General features: G+C 57.5%; 12 protein-coding genes, 1 other RNA gene and 1 pseudogene. 9 read left to right on the forward strand and 5 right to left on the reverse strand.

Annotated features, from left to right (window positions below):
* Positions 1-299: 299 nt before the first annotated feature.
* The gene (locus ACVOLZ_RS11045; RefSeq protein WP_481516183.1) at positions 300-1,913 is read right to left on the reverse strand and encodes a CsgG/HfaB family protein; all 1,614 of its coding nucleotides are present in this window, start codon (positions 1,911-1,913) and stop codon (positions 300-302) included.
* 439 nt (positions 1,914-2,352) lie between these two features.
* Between ACVOLZ_RS11045 and ssrA the strand changes: the two genes are divergently transcribed.
* The 4 genes from ssrA to ACVOLZ_RS11065 all read left to right on the forward strand — a co-directional run bounded on the left by ssrA (position 2,353) and on the right by ACVOLZ_RS11065 (position 6,742).
* Positions 2,353-2,706: a transfer-messenger RNA gene (ssrA, locus tag ACVOLZ_RS11050) on the forward strand.
* 160 nt (positions 2,707-2,866) lie between these two features.
* On the forward strand, positions 2,867-4,369 hold the full coding sequence (locus ACVOLZ_RS11055) for a site-specific integrase (RefSeq protein WP_481516229.1): 1,503 nt from the start codon (positions 2,867-2,869) through the stop codon (positions 4,367-4,369).
* A gap of 140 nt (positions 4,370-4,509) precedes the next feature.
* A complete protein-coding gene (locus tag ACVOLZ_RS11060; RefSeq protein WP_148708648.1) occupies positions 4,510-5,847 on the forward strand; it encodes a hypothetical protein in 1,338 nt (445 codons plus the stop codon).
* Between the two features lie 4 nt (positions 5,848-5,851).
* Positions 5,852-6,742, forward strand: a complete 891-nt coding sequence (locus tag ACVOLZ_RS11065; RefSeq protein ID WP_049441673.1) for a DNA adenine methylase — start codon at positions 5,852-5,854, stop codon at positions 6,740-6,742.
* Positions 6,743-6,861: 119 nt separating this feature from the next.
* On the opposite strand, the gene ACVOLZ_RS11070 is transcribed toward ACVOLZ_RS11065, so the two are convergent.
* Positions 6,862-7,383: a hypothetical protein gene (locus tag ACVOLZ_RS11070; RefSeq protein ID WP_049441674.1), complete on the reverse strand. Its 522-nt coding sequence runs from the start codon at positions 7,381-7,383 to the stop codon at positions 6,862-6,864.
* A 35-nt stretch (positions 7,384-7,418) separates the two neighbouring features.
* The gene (locus ACVOLZ_RS11075) at positions 7,419-7,718 is read right to left on the reverse strand and encodes a hypothetical protein (RefSeq protein ID WP_148708647.1); all 300 of its coding nucleotides are present in this window, start codon (positions 7,716-7,718) and stop codon (positions 7,419-7,421) included.
* A gap of 140 nt (positions 7,719-7,858) precedes the next feature.
* Here ACVOLZ_RS11075 and ACVOLZ_RS11080 point away from each other — a divergent pair, with 140 nt between their 5' ends.
* Positions 7,859-8,197, forward strand: a complete 339-nt coding sequence (locus ACVOLZ_RS11080; protein ID WP_049441679.1) for a helix-turn-helix domain-containing protein — start codon at positions 7,859-7,861, stop codon at positions 8,195-8,197.
* 62 nt (positions 8,198-8,259) lie between these two features.
* Positions 8,260-8,670 carry a hypothetical protein gene (locus tag ACVOLZ_RS11085; RefSeq protein ID WP_049441681.1) on the forward strand — a complete coding sequence of 137 codons (411 nt, stop codon included), beginning with the start codon at positions 8,260-8,262 and terminating at the stop codon, positions 8,668-8,670.
* 856 nt (positions 8,671-9,526) lie between these two features.
* Here ACVOLZ_RS11085 and ACVOLZ_RS11090 read toward each other — a convergent pair.
* The gene (locus ACVOLZ_RS11090; RefSeq protein ID WP_481516184.1) at positions 9,527-11,245 is read right to left on the reverse strand and encodes a MobA/MobL family protein; all 1,719 of its coding nucleotides are present in this window, start codon (positions 11,243-11,245) and stop codon (positions 9,527-9,529) included.
* 354 nt (positions 11,246-11,599) lie between these two features.
* On the opposite strand from ACVOLZ_RS11090, the gene ACVOLZ_RS11095 reads away from it, so the two are divergent.
* The 3 genes and pseudogenes from ACVOLZ_RS11095 (at position 11,600) to ACVOLZ_RS11105 (ending at position 13,671) form a co-directional block, all read left to right on the forward strand.
* Positions 11,600-11,929 carry a conjugal transfer protein TraD gene (locus ACVOLZ_RS11095; RefSeq protein WP_080355294.1) on the forward strand — a complete coding sequence of 110 codons (330 nt, stop codon included), beginning with the start codon at positions 11,600-11,602 and terminating at the stop codon, positions 11,927-11,929.
* Positions 11,930-12,003: 74 nt separating this feature from the next.
* Positions 12,004-12,426: pseudogene (locus ACVOLZ_RS11100) on the forward strand (type 4 pilus major pilin); the annotation flags it as partial.
* A 636-nt stretch (positions 12,427-13,062) separates the two neighbouring features.
* On the forward strand, positions 13,063-13,671 hold the full coding sequence (locus tag ACVOLZ_RS11105; RefSeq protein ID WP_239683755.1) for a hypothetical protein: 609 nt from the start codon (positions 13,063-13,065) through the stop codon (positions 13,669-13,671).
* A 202-nt stretch (positions 13,672-13,873) separates the two neighbouring features.
* Here ACVOLZ_RS11105 and ACVOLZ_RS11110 read toward each other — a convergent pair whose 3' ends face one another.
* On the reverse strand, positions 13,874-14,455 hold the full coding sequence (locus tag ACVOLZ_RS11110; RefSeq protein ID WP_115804042.1) for a hypothetical protein: 582 nt from the start codon (positions 14,453-14,455) through the stop codon (positions 13,874-13,876).
* Positions 14,456-14,728 lie beyond the last annotated feature (273 nt).

Consider the following 14,728-nt stretch of genomic DNA (forward strand, 5'->3'; position numbering starts at 1 on the left):
GCCCCGGGGAAGGCCCTGGCCGGGCTGAACAAGTGCTTCCCATCAATGGAACGGGCCAGATAGCCAGCGTAGTGGCGCGCCCAGGACGGGAAAAGCGTTTACAGCGCAAATCGCGGCCGCCCCCCCCCCCCCCAACCCCCCCCCCCCCCGCGGGGGGGGGGGGGGCCCACTGTCGCCGATAGGCCGACTCTCTCAGCCCCCGACGAAAATACAAAAAAACCCGCCAAGCACTTACGCTCGGCGGGCTTTTCCGTCCTGTAGTACCAAACAGAGATGTTCTGGAAGCGCTTGGCCAGCTTTTACTGCTTGACGCCAAGCACCGCCGACGGCAGCCAACCACGATTACCCATTTCATCGTCGACTTCGATCATTCCGCCATTGCGCCCCCCTGTGGGGTAAGCGAGCATGCCAGGCTTGAGTTCGGCCACCACAGTCGCCTGACTGTCCGGCTGGGTCAGCAATCGCGCCATGCGATGCAAGATCATGGTCCCCGCAGTTGCGGCCATCTGGCCACCGGCGACTACATTCTGGCTTACAACCTGCTGCGCCACCTGCCCCGCTGCACCGACCATGCCGCCCTGCTGGGCAGCCAAGCCCATCGCAGCCTGCGCCACGCCTGCACCGATGCCCTGACCTGCAACCTGCTGTGCCACCTGCCCCGCTGCACCCATCATGCCGCCTTGCTGGGCTGCCAGGCCCATCGCAGCCTGCGCCACACCTGGACCGATGCCCTGACCTGCAACCTGCTGTACCACCTGGCCAGCAGCGCCCAACATGCCACCTTGCTGCGCCACAGCTCCCATCGCAGCCTGCGCCACACCAGCACCCACTCCCTGGCCTGCAACCTGCTGCAACACCTGACCCGCAGCACCAACCATGCCGCCAGAATCGGGCAATGCGCCCGTTGCAGCCGGCGCCACACCGCCGTCAACAATGTGATTCACACCATGCTGCATGGCCTGGCCCGCCATGCTGCCGATTGCACCCGTCTGCGCTGCGCCGGCATGTACCGCCATCGGCACCGCAGGCCGTTCCTGCAACCTTGCTGCGGCGACATTGGCCAGCCTGGCTTGCGATGCAGCCAGCGTCTGGTAAGCATCCGGCGGCGCTATCGGCGCCACTCCACGGGTTGCCTGCGGCACATTGCGATTGGCCAAAACACCGCGCTTTTTGCTGACCTCCTCAACCATCCGCTCATAGGCCTCTTCGTAGGCCTCCTTGATGACCTTGCCGATCTCGGTGTTGTCCCAGCTGCCAGCATTCACCCCCGCGCTGCCCTGCAGGTTCGAGGCAGACACCGCTGCCGCCCACGCCTTGTCGGTGATTTTGGCTTCGCCGGTCACACTGACAAGCTGCTCGGACGTGCGTACATCAACCAGGGTCAGCACCACTTCGGCGGTCTGTCTTTTCGTCGACAGCTTGCCTGCCACGCCCAAGGTGGCAACGTTCATCATCGCCCCCATCAAGCCCCGCTTGCTACCGCCATTGGATGCGCCTGCGCCGATGCTCATGCCACCGGCATTGGGATTCTGCGACACGATATCCGGTACCAGCACGAAGTCCGCGCCACGCATCTGCCCACCGCCGATATTCTGACCTTCCTGCAAATGCCCGCCCATGGCCAGCTCGCGCTCAGCCTGCGCTGCGGTAAACCCGGCGCCGCGATCAAGCACGGTAAAGCACTTGGAATCATTGACCAGCACCCGCAGCATGCGGGTAGGTGCAGGCAGGCCGTAGGTCGCCCAGATTCCCATGCCGTCATCCGGCTCGACGATGCGCAGACTGCCCTGCGGCGCCTTGCACTTATCCGCTGACATGCCCAGAAACGCCTGACTTGGAAAGCTCGCCGTCGCCGACACGAGCGCGATGAAACCGGCTGCCAGAACGGCAGGCCGATGGATGGTGGTCTTCATGTTTATCCCCCTGTTTCCGCACTCCATGCGAAGTCGCGGATATGAATCGTCCTAACTAAATAAAAGCTCGCATCAACCTGCAAGCTCACATTTCCGTCACATACATTAACAGTTTATAAGTATAAATGGGTACCGTAAGAGCCGCCTCGTCAGCCCCCAACCAGGGACTGGGGGCTTCCGCATAGGACGACGAGGTGCACTTGATTGTTCTGTACCAGCCAGCGCCCCCGCTCGGGGCTCTGATTGTCATAACTACCAGGTCTACCAGCTGACGTAATGGAGAAGCCTCATGATGTCCGTCTCTGTCCCGTGATCGCTGTACTTCCCTGGTATGCGTGACTGTTCAGCTCTTTGGCTGTAGCATTCACATGGTCAGCGAGACTTTTGGCAGTTTTTCGTCACGTTTCACCCAAAAGTCGTTACAAATCAACGCTTAACCGGGGGTGCACTGGTTTCGACGGGGGTTGTGAAGTCGCTTGGCGCATGCCGAGGGGGTAGCTTTCCTCGTAAATCCAGCTGCAAAACTCTAGTTGCCAACGACGACAACTACGCTCTCGCCGCTTAAGGCGTAAGCCCCGAACCCACTTGTGCCCGTGCTCGTGGATGTAGGGTCATTATCACGGAACCGGCTGTGACGGCTGCCTGTCAGTCATGGCTTAACCAAAACAGGCTGGTCCTGGGGTGCGCTTTGCACACCGTGCTGCCACAGGACGAGACCCAACGGTGAGCTAAGCATGTAGTGCCGGGGATGGAGTGCCTTCGGACGGCGGTTCAATTCCGCCCACCTCCACCAACTGCTTGCAAAATCTATCACTAAGTGGCTGATTTTGCAAGGGTTTTGGCATCGGAGTGATACACGAACTGAGCCTGTCTGCAGGTATCAAAGTAGGTATCACTCCGTGCCAAAGCCATTTTTTCTGCGCAGACCGAGCGGGCTATACGTCCGTTTTTTTGTGCCTACGGATCTGCAGCCTCTTGTCGGCTCCCGCTATCTGGTGCGACGCCTGCCCCCTGCTTCAATCGATCTGATGCGTCTTACAGCCGCAAGCGCCGCTGTGGCACTCTCTCAGGCATTCGACCGCATGAGACGCAGCCCAATGACCGAGAAGGATCGGGACGCCCTGCTGAGAGCGTTGACGGGAACCATTGACCGCTGGACCGGGAACATTGAGCTGCCTAACGGCGCGAGATTGACCGACCTACAGGTGAATGGACGCGAGGACGCCAAAGCTCTGCTGGACACCATCAAGGGACTCGCGAGCTCAGGCTTTGCCCAAAGTTCACCGCTGCCCGGAGCCGGGGACACCCTGAAAAAGCGTGTTGATCTCTACCTGGAAGACCTTAGGAACGCTAAGACATCGCCAGGCAACCTGCTCGACAGTGAAAACACGCTCACCATCTTCCGCGAAATAGCAGGGCTCGACCTGCTCATGTCGCAAGTGGGGGAGACCCAAGTGCGCGCCTTCCTAAATGGGCTTCATGACTGGCCGAGCAATGCGCGCAAGAAAGCAGAATACAAAGGCCTGAGCGCCGCGCAAATCATCGCCAAGGTGAAGCAACAACGCACCAAAGGGCTCGTTATCGCGGGCCTGTCTGATCGGACTCTAGGCAAACATCGTGACCGACTGGCCAGCTTCCTCAATGCACAAGTAGCCGGTGGACTGCTCACACGTTCGCCGCTCGATGGAATTAAGCGCCAGAGCTCGGCCACCGCAGTCGCCACGCTCCCCCGTCGCCCCTTCAGCATTGAGGAAATCAACCAACTCTTCGATATGGAGAAGTTCCTTCCCTGGTCAGAGGAGCGGCCTGATCGATACTGGGGAGTCCTGCTAGCAGCGGGCACTGGGGCACGGGTCAACGAGCTCGGGCAACTCTATGCCGACGATGTGGCCGAGGTGAATGGCATTTGGGGCATCCACATTCGTGCGGGCCGGCGGGATCAAAAGCTGAAAAACGCAAACTCTTTGCGCTTCATCCCGCTCCACCCGCGCTTGTTGGAGGCAGGCTTCTTAGCTTACGTCGAAGATGTAGCGCAGTCGGGCCATGAGCGACTTTTCCCGCACCTGCCTTGGAACAAGAAGGCAGGCTACGGCGATGCGCTAGGCGATCAATTCCGCGCCTACTTGACGAGCCTGAAGATGATGACGCCTGGTATGGGGTTTCATTCGTTCAGGCACACTGCAAGCACAAGGCTGCACTACGCCGGAGTGCTGAGTTCGATCATTGCCGCGATCACAGGACACAAAGTTCATCTGCCAGGCGAACTCGGCACGTATGTAGACACCCCTACCCTCCAAGCTCGAGCGGCAGCGGTCGCTTCGCTGCCAGTCCCCACGACATTGCCGCTCTATCAGGCAGGCCAAGCTCTAACGGCACTAAAGAAGGCGCACCTGAGAGCCAAGCAACGAACGGCAAACTCATCTGCCCGGAAACGTCAATTGCCCAGAAGACCATGATGGACGCCCGTTGAATTCTTGTTGAAATCCGACGAGTCAACGCCCAACATATCATCAGAGGAAACGCGCAAAGGCAATGATTGGCGGCGACCAGGCACTTACCTGCACTTCAGTAGCCACATTAATTTCCAGGGGGAAGAATGAGTAGCACACTAGAACTCAACATTGACGAACTAGAACTCGACCTCAAGAACCCACGATTCGCGGGGCTTAGCAGCCAGCGAGAGGCACTTGAGAAGATAGTAGTTAATCAGGGGATCAAGCTGGTTAATCTAGCCGAGGATATCGTCCTTAACGGATTGAGCCCGGCACATCGCATGCTCGTAATGAAGGCCCCCGGAAAGAAAAGCTCCACCTACATCGCCTTGGATGGGAACAGGCGTCTAGCAGCCCTGAGGGTCCTTTCCAATCCTTCCGTGCTTGATGGCATGGATGGCGTGGGTGACATTACCGCCCGCCGGTTGCGAAATCTTGCGAAGTCTTTCACTCCATCCGACGTTCAGCCTATTGACGTTTCTGTATGCAGGGACGAGGAGGAGGCAAGGCACTGGATTGAAGCTATTCATACAGGCGCAAATGACGGCAGAGGTGTAGTGGATTGGGACGGCATTGCGACAGCCCGCTATCGAGGCCATACAAATTCCCTCAAAGTTCTGGAATTTGTTCGCACCGCAGGAAAACTCTCAGATGAGGAGGATGCTGCTCTCGAGCGCTTCCCCATCACAAACTTGGATCGCTTGCTTGGAACACCTGAAGTCCGCGAACGTCTCGGCCTTGTATTTGAGAATGGCGAATTCCTTTCGGACCTGCCGCAATCAGAACTGATAAAGCCGCTCAAGAAAATAATATCGGACATCGGGCTGAAGAAGGTTCGTGTCAGTAAGATCAAGGGGAAGGATGATCGAATCAAATACCTAGACTCACTTGGATCAGCGTTGCCCGACCTCAACAAGCGCACGGGAACACTAGAGCCGCTCGACCAGCTCTCGGCACAAAGCAAAAAGGCAGCATCGAAATCTGGAGCAGGCTCCAAGAGTAAGTCTCTGATCGACAGAAAAACTCTCATCCCACCCAACTCTCAGTGCCCGCTGAACATCAATGATCACAAACTTCAGCAGATGTGCAAGGAACTGAGAAAGCTTCCGCTTGATAACTACCCAGTGGCAATTGCGGCATCGTTCAGAGTATTCCTTGAACTATCTCTGGACCATTACGGATCTGAAAATAAAGTCCCCAAATACAACAGCGATCTGAGCCTAAAACAGAAACTAGAGAGCGTGGCTGCAGATCTGCAGCAAAATGGCGCAACGAAGCGCGACCTCCAAGAATTCCGCGCCCTTGCATCGAACCCAAATAAGGCTTTGAGCATTGATCGACTGCATGGCATAATTCATAGCAAATATTCGCTGCCAACCTCTTCCGAACTGCGCTCCGGCTGGTCAGAAGTCCAGGTAGCGTTCACTAAGATTTGGGCATGATGAAATGAAGAGCGAACCACGACCATCATTTTACACACCACTGCGTTATCCTGGCGGTAAAGGCAAGCTAGCTCCCTACGTAAAGAGCATCATGGAAGCTAACGAGCTAGTTGATGGTGCGTATGTCGAACCTTATGCCGGCGGCGCTGCAGTTGCCATGGAACTAGTCCTCCAAGAATACGCCAAAAAAGTTTACATAAACGATATTAGCGATGGCGTCTCTGCCTTTTGGCGATCCATCCTGGAAAATACCGATAGCATTTGCGCGCTCATTCAAAACACGAACGTCACGATTGAGGAGTGGCATCGCCAGAAGAATATTCAAAACAACACTTCTGAGCACGGCGACTTGGAACTCGGGTTTTCCACATTCTTTTTAAACCGCACAAATCGTTCTGGAATTCTGGGGGCCGGGGTGATTGGTGGAAAATCACAGTCCGGCAAATGGAAGCTTGACGCCCGATTCAACAAGCCAGACCTTATCCGTCGCATTCACGCGATAGCGCGTGTGCGAGATCGGATTGAATTCCACCAACTGGATGCCATCAAGTTTATTGACCTAGTCTCCCCAAGACTCCCCGCAAAAAGCCTAATTTACTTAGACCCTCCTTACTACGTGAAAGGCAGTGACCTCTACCTGCATCACTACAAGCATGAAGATCATGTAAAGATCTCCAAGCGGGTATCGAGACTTAAAAGTAAGAACTGGATAGTTTCCTACGACAATGCTGAGCCCATCCATGGAATGTATAGGAATTTCAGAAGCATCGTTTACGGATTGAGCTATAGCGCACAGGACAGATATAAAGGCGCGGAGGCGATGTTCTTCTCTGACAGCCTCGCCATTCCTGACGCTGTCCAGCCTATGCACCTCCTTGAGAGCACCGGAACTTGATCTTTAGCTCGGCGAATTGCCGAGCAATGACGCCCCAAGAATGCGTCGCTGCCCAGCGATCCGGGATGCCGCGCCCCAACCACTAGTCTTTGGGCTATCGGAGTAGGAGCGAGCTACCCTCAAGATAGCCAGGCCTTTATCCTTGCGAACCACTCATCCCTCTCAGCCTCGTTGACCGCTGTGCTCTTTAGCCAACGGTCAGAGTGGCGCACGAAAGGAACCAGCCAGAGCGGGTGAACAACGTCCCGCACCTGGACTTCCAGGCGATGAGTGACTACCCCTTTGTAGTTGTATTCCCCAGTGCGGATGGCGAGCACTTCAGACCGCCGCAGATAGCGCTCGCCCTTCATGGGGTCCCGAACCCAGATAGTGTCCCTGCCCACGTCCAAGGCAATGTGATCATGGGATACCGTGGGCTCGAACTCTTCAGGCCTATGCTTCTTCAGTTTTGGAGTTCGGCGACGGAACAGCCACGGCAAGCCCCACAGCAGCGCAAGCGGCCAGAAGACCAACTGCCCGAACAGCATCAGGCCTAAGACTGCCCCGTCAGCCGTCGTGCCCTTTTCGAACACCACACCGCACAGCCACCAAAGTGCAAGACCGGTGATGATCCAGCGGACTGCCTTGAACAAGGTCCACATACGAGCTTCCTAGCGATGGTTGGGGAGGACCAGCGTCAACGACGGTCTACGACAGTCCAGTTGCCGCCAACTTTGTCGATAACGAAGGTGCCAACAAGCTGCTGTTGCTCAATGCGAGTGCCCAGCTGATACCGCGCAATTCCAGTGACACTGCACGCGTAGCCGGGACTGCCGCCTCGCACACACTCGCCCACCTTCAACCGCTCAAACGTCACCGTCGTTCCTGTGGCCTCTCTGAAATACGCGGTCAGCGCCGTCTCAACATCGCTACTACCAGGCCCACCCGAGCAAGCAGCCAGCAGGGCTGCTGCGGAAACCATCCAGACCTTCTTCATTTCAGCTCCCTCATATGTGATGAACTCCCATGAGCCGAGCAACTCTAGGCTCTCGCGCAATCATTTGCGCTCAGTGCAAATGACCAGTTAAGCTTAGGCGGGCACACTTCGGGTAGTCAATGCCTTTCTTGATGCCCCGAATGCCCGCGCCGCTACCAACAACCACTGCCCTTGGCCAACGCCTCCGCGCCGCACGCGCAGCCAAGGGCTGGACTCAGGCCCAGCTAGGGGAACTATTGATGGGAGTGGATGACCCAAACACCACTGCGCCCCGCATCAGCAGGTATGAGAGGGGCCTTCATAAGCCTGATCTGGAGACCATTGAGAAGCTCGCGGAGCTTCTGGATCTCCCAGCCGCTTACTTCCTTGCTGCCTCTGACGTGGTTGCGGAGGCAATCTTGGTGCTGACACAGCTTGATGCCCGAAAACAGAAAGAAGCACTGGCGCTTCTAAAAAGCCTCGCCCCCGCTAGCAAGTGACGCGCACCGAACGGCCTGGCGACTTCCTACGCTATGCCTAGGTGCCAGCAAGGAAGACCCTAATGGCAAGCCTCGCCTACGACCTCCTGATGGCATTGATTCCCGGCACGGCCGCTGGATACTACTCGGGCTTGCTGATGGCCAAGCTCTCAAAGTTCAATGCGCTGAAATACGAAGCACTTCGAGCTATTCGATCAATCAACTACATGGGCGATGCCAGTAACACACAGATCATCAGTTCAGATAAGAGTGAAGAGCTTCAACTGATAGCATCCGAGCTCTTCCTTCTCAAGCACAAGCGCGCCGGAGTTTCTTTGATGGAAGTTAACAATGAGCTTCTAAATTCAATAGCAGCATGCAAGCACTCTGCGTATCCAGTCGATACCTTCATTAAGCAGCTCAGTGACTGGCAAGCTCGAATTCGCAGCCTGAAGGTAGGGCGACGCTTCTTCCTTCCCTGGGGTCAGATCTGATATCTCTTTGAACCAGCATTGAAAAATTCATCGGCGCCCGAAAATTCTCGGCGCGCTCCGTTTTTCTGCTGAAGAACTCCAAGTGCTCTTTTACCGACAAGGCCACCTACGGCATCTGATTCAGGACACATCCTCCTGCTGACTCAGGACACTATGGGCCCGCTGTTTTGCCTCGGTCTTTGCTTCTAACCGCCGACCGACCGAGGCAAAGTCTCCCCCAACCCGCAATAAGCGAGTCTGGGGACCTTTGCCGGGTCGGTCTACTCTTGCCTGGGCAGAGGACCATCGTCGGCACTGTGATCACTGTCAATACACAGCTGCGGCAGGTTCACGCCTGACATGGCGCCGGGGCTGGGGTCCTGCCACCAGCATTCACTGCACTGGCGTCTCTCCCATGGGCTTTGCCCCGTGATCAGGCTGTCGCCTGACGCTATCCAATCTTGCCCTTCGCATACATGGCCGACCCGAGACGGGGCACACAATCCAAGACCAGCTAGGGAACCCATGCCTTGGAACCTCCGCGACGCAGAAGCCATGCTGCCGGATGTGGACGTATTCCTCCACGGTTTAAGGCCGCCACCCGCGTCCTACGGATAGCCCCGGATTGCCACCGGGCGCGAACTAATCGGACCTCCGTGCGATAGCCATTGCTTCTAGCTGGGTTGCGAGGGGTTGCGCTCTTCCCGATGTCGGCTATGTTGTTGCTTGGGGCCGATGCCTGGGTGTGTAGAGCTGCTTTCTACCTACTCGCAGCCGTTGCTGTTATCAACGAGCTGCCGCTAAAAAACAGCATGAGGCCAACGCCAATTCTGTCAATGCCCCCGAAGAATGTTCGGGGGCATTGTTTTTTTCAGCTTCAGACGCGAGGCCCGCGAGATCTTCTTTGATCCTTTTGCTGCAGATCGCTATCGTTCAGTTGTTCCGTAAGCGTGCGCGCTGAGGTCGCTCCAGGGCGCTGCGATTTGTGCGGCTGTGCTGTATCAGCGGTGATTGGATAGCGCTTCAGCATTGATGCTGCGAGCTTATCCAAAGCTTCTACACTCGCAACTGCCTGCGCCGCATACTTCACCTGGGCTTCCGGGCCTGTAGCTAGACGCGCAGCATCGCGCCGCGTCCTGCGCCGCTCAATGCGCTCTTCACCACTCCGACGCCGCTGCGCCCAATCGCGTCTGCTACCGCTCCAGAGCGACGGCTTGGGATTTTTCCTTTCCCACGTCTCCAGTTTCATTTTGGCTTCCGTGAGTGAAAGGTCTGCCTTAACTTCGGCCTGTAACCTGCGCTCCCATCGAGTGGTGTCACGAGCCACCTGTTTCAATGAACTGTGAAGCTCGCGCATATCGTTTCGATATGACGCCCTCTGGGGGTAGGCGCCCGCCCTGCTCGACATGTCAAAGAGCGTGGCGACCGTCGAAAGGCTTTGCCGAACGGTGGCATCTATACCCTCCAGCCACACCCGCCTCGCTTCCATCTCCAGCTGCTCTATTTCGGCTTCGTAACGAGCCATGGCCTCGTCTGCTTGCTTATTCGCAATCTTGCTACGAAGGCGGCTAGCCGCCTTCATCAAGGCTGGCTTGAGACTTGGCGGAAAGCGCGAGGCGCCCGACCCCACTCGCCCTGCGCGCTGCGCTACTGATACTGGCCTTGTTCGCGCTCGTGGGGGCGCCACCGCGACCTGCCCGAGGTGTGGCCGCTCTTCTTTGCCAACCGCTGCAAGCCTCTCACGTTGAGCTGCTTCTTGCATATGGGAGTGTGGCGTCGCCATCACCCTTCCCTCTTTCTCCAAGCGTTCCAGGTAGTTACGCAGTTCAATGCGATTGGCTTCTTGGATTTGGTTGTTTACCGTGCCCCGCTCACTATCTTCCCCCCTCCTACGCATCGCGGTTGCTGCCTTACCCTCGTGCTGGGTGGCTTCACGAGCCAACACGGCTGCGAACCCAATATGGCCATCAGCTTCGGCGGCATGCGCTTGCTTAGCCAGACTGCGATGATCGACACGTTCAGCGACCTGTGCTCGTTCCAGATGCGAATTGATACGGTCAGCAACCGCTTCACGAAGAATGCGGATAGCCTCCGGACCTGCGCCACCACACGCATCAAATTCAGCACATGCACGTGCACCCAGGCCTTCAGGACCGATCTGACGCGGTGTCATCAGGAGATGCACATGGTGATTGCGCTCATCTCCCTTCTTATCGGGCTCATGGACTGCAACAAGCACCGCAACCTGATAGCGGTCAACCAACATCTGACCCAAATCGCACGCGAGCGCACGACGCTGCGCTTCGTTCAGTTCTGCAGGCAGAGCAACTTCAAGCTCACGCGCCGTCCTGGCGTTTAGCCGGGTCTCGGCCATTTCCGAGCGATTGAAACAGGCGACCGGATCTCGCGCCCATTCGGGGGCATTTTGCGGGGCCAACATATCAACCGAGGCAACGCCACTGCGCCTTGTGTAGTCGTGTTTGATACCGGTCAATTCGTCATTAATCACAATGCCCGCACGATACGCCGCAGCGGCAGTAGAGGAATGACCCTTGCCGCGCGAAAAGGCTTTGACGGTGGCGTGATAAATGGCCATTTCGATTTTTGTCCTTGCTCCTATTCTTGTTTTTGGCGACGCCCCCAAGGGGGCTAGCATCGGGGGCGGCCTGCGAAGCGGGCCGGGGTCTGGGGCGGAGCCCCGGCGCACGGTTTCCCGCAGGGAAACCATAAGTGCGCTCTTGCTTTGATCCTTGCCGCCACTATTCGTGACGGCTTCGGGCAAGAGACCGGGGCTCGCTTCGCTCGCGTTTCCCGCTGGGGCTGGCTCGCTCTCGCTCGCCTGTGCCCCTCTATTTCAGGATGACAGGGAATTGCAATATGACAAGTCAATGACTTGCCAATAGCCGATTTTCTGTTTGCATGAGGTGTAGGACATTAGGAGAACTCAACAATGGCAACACGCTCTATACAAGAACAAATCACCGCCGCCACTGAGCGTCTCGCAAAATTGAAAGCACGGGAGATGCTGGCCGAGCAAAGATCAAAAGCAAAGACAAGAGCGAGTGAACGCAAAGCAGACGCGCACCGCAAGATTCTCCTAGGCGGCGCGGTCATCGCCGCTGGGGCTGATTCACTGGATGAGGCTGAGCTTGTTGGCCTACTACTTGGGTATCGAGAGCACATCTCAAAGCCGGCCTTCGTTCAACAACGAAATGAGATGCGCACGCGCGGGCGAATGCATCTAGCCGAGCGAGAAGCATCCCGCGCAAAGAAGCGCTAACCATGAAGCCATCAAGCCGCCCACATCCGCAACGTGGCATCTCATTGATCGAGCTGATGTTGGCGACGGGTGCTATGACACTTCTTTCCGGTGCTGCCTTCGCTATCTATCAGTCATCGGCAAACAACACAGATGTTCGCGCGGAACAAGCGAATATTCACACCATTGCACGCAATGCAGACATGACGTATGGAGCGCTCGGCTCCTATGCGGGACTGACAATCGCTCAGGCTATTGCCGACCGCGTTCCACCCGTTTCAATGAACTCTGGCGTTGGCCTAACCAGCCGATGGGCGCAACCCGTTATTCTTGAGCCTACCTCTATTGATGGCCGCCCCAACGCAGGGTTGAAGATTGTTTACCATGCGGTTCCAACGCGTGCGTGCCTAAAGCTAGCCGCTGCAGCGAGTGGAGGCATGTATGACCTCGAAATAGACGACACATCGGTCTTTCATCGAGGCAACAATGGTCGTCCGACCATTTTGGACATCCAGGCCGCTACTCAACGATGCAGGAATCCAGCAAGGCTCGCGTTCACATACTACGGCGGCGCTACTGGCCTGTCAGCGCAAGTTCTCACACCCGTTGCGCTGCAACCGCCCCCTCCAACATCAGCTCCGCCACCACCGGCGCCGGTGGTGGCGCCACCGCCCGTAACTGTTACTCCACCTGCTCCATCTCCTGGCTGCGCAGCGGCTCCCACGACTCCAGCCACAGGAACGACACCTGCGGGTCAAACGTGTTCGTTTATTTGGAATTCGGTAGCTGCTCCTGCTTGCTGGTCTCCGCTGGCGCTATGCGTGCCAATCGCCGCTCAACCTCCAATTCCAACCGCACCACCGGCGCCACCCGCCGTCACTCCTCCTATTGTCCCTCCCGTCATCACACCCGCCTGCTCAGCGCCATTACCGTTGAGCGAAAGCGCGGCGCAAACGGGCGTTTGTCCTTCAGGCACTCTCACCATCAGTGGCGCCACTTCTTTTCCGCAGACCCGCACCCGCACTACGACGTATTCATGCCCCGACCCGTTCGCAAGCCCAATCGCGCTGACGGGACCATGGTCAGCCTGGTTACCGGCAGCAGCGAGTATGTGTGCTCCCGCATGCACGTCTGCGCCGCCAACCAGCGTTGCAATGACGCGCGCCGCGCCAGCAGAGAGCCAGAACGTGGGTTGCCCGGCTGGGCATGCAGGTCAGCACTGGCAACAACGCAACCGCGTTGAGAACGGCACGCGCACCACGTCCTGGTCCTGCCCGGCGGCGACCGGGTCCCCGGTGTCGAGCACCTCAGAGAGCTGGAGCGGCACCTACACGGCATCCAGTGGCTGGGTTACCACCTCCAACACCTGCACGCCTCCGGCAAGAACCTATCCGACCTACACCGGAAAATCGTGGATTTCCTGGGGCGACGGTGGGCTTTACGGCTGGGGCGTGTTCTGCTCGGTGTCGCAGTTCCTCGCTGACCAATTTCACTGCACGCAGAGCGTTAATACCAACGATGACGCGACGTTTTCGGGCGGCCTCGCGAGGCCTCAAGAACAGACTTTGACGCCAGAGCGCCGGACCTGCGTCGCCGCACTTAAACAGAAGCTGACACCAATGCCTGGATTTGGCTCCCCAAGCACCGGGTCAGTTAATTGGCCGACAGAGTGCGCCTGTGATGTGGTCGGAGCTGGCTCGGTGTTCTACTGGCAGACCGTGGGAGCATCGGACTGGTCAGCCTTCGAGTTCCAATGCCAGTAAACGGCCATTGGTTCACTCCGTGGAGAGGGAGACCGGGCCAAGCCGCGCCAAGCCAAAAAAGCAAAGCCCCCGTTTGAGCGAGGGCTTTGGGTGTCGGCGGGCAAAGCAATTTCTCTAATTTTCTAAGCTGCCCATAGGGCAGTGAACTGCCGACGTTCCAAATCTAAGGCAGCTCAAGGCAATGTCAAGCCATCGACCTACATCACTCCGTGGAGAGGAAGACCGGGCCAAGGCGCTCGGTCTTTCCGTTGACCAGATGCAGCAACTGCCCGCCAGCAATCAGCCAACCGTCTCCGTTAGCGCGGTCGGCTCTGCTGAACCCTACTGCTCCGTCGTTGCGCAGGGTCGGAGCCCCGGCATTGCCATCCTTGTAGAAATGGCTCCACGCCCTTGCGGCCGGCGTCATCGTCAGCACCTTCTGCCAAGGATGGCTGTGGATGGTTTCGCCGGTGAAAGCAGAACCGTCCATCACCTCGCTGGTCCGTATGGCACAGCCGTGTGGCACACCATCTGTGTAGAGGCGCAGGGAAAAACGCTGGCCGTCGCTGGCAATCGCGCCACAGGCCTCGTTCCCGCTCTGGCGGGTGTAGTCGTGGAGCACTCGCCCGGTGCGTCGGAGGAAGTCCGGTAAAGCCTCGCCGGGTTCGCTGACATGGTCGCCCAGATGCTGGCGCTCCCAACCCTGTTTGGTTCCGGTGGGCGGAATTGAGCCTGCCTGCGCCACGGCCTCACCGGACGCTCCAAGCCAAACGGCCAACATCACCATCACCAATGCAATGCGCACAACTGCTCCTAAGCAGTTGTGCTTTGCACCTCAGCCCTATGCCGGGTATCATCGGAGGTATCAGAATTTGCACCTTTTGAAAGCTGAATTTCTTTTACTTTCAATGGGTTGCAAACGGGCGCAAATGGCTCCGCCCACCTCCACCATTAGTTGGACCGTCAAGGTCCCGATCAGGCCGGAAACCCAATAGCAGCACGGGTTTCCGGCCTTTTTTGTTTCCGTCGCAGTCCGCCTCGTTGCGTTGCAGACCATGAGACTGTGGGGGCATATTTT

The organism is Stenotrophomonas sp. STEN020 (assembly GCF_056760195.1).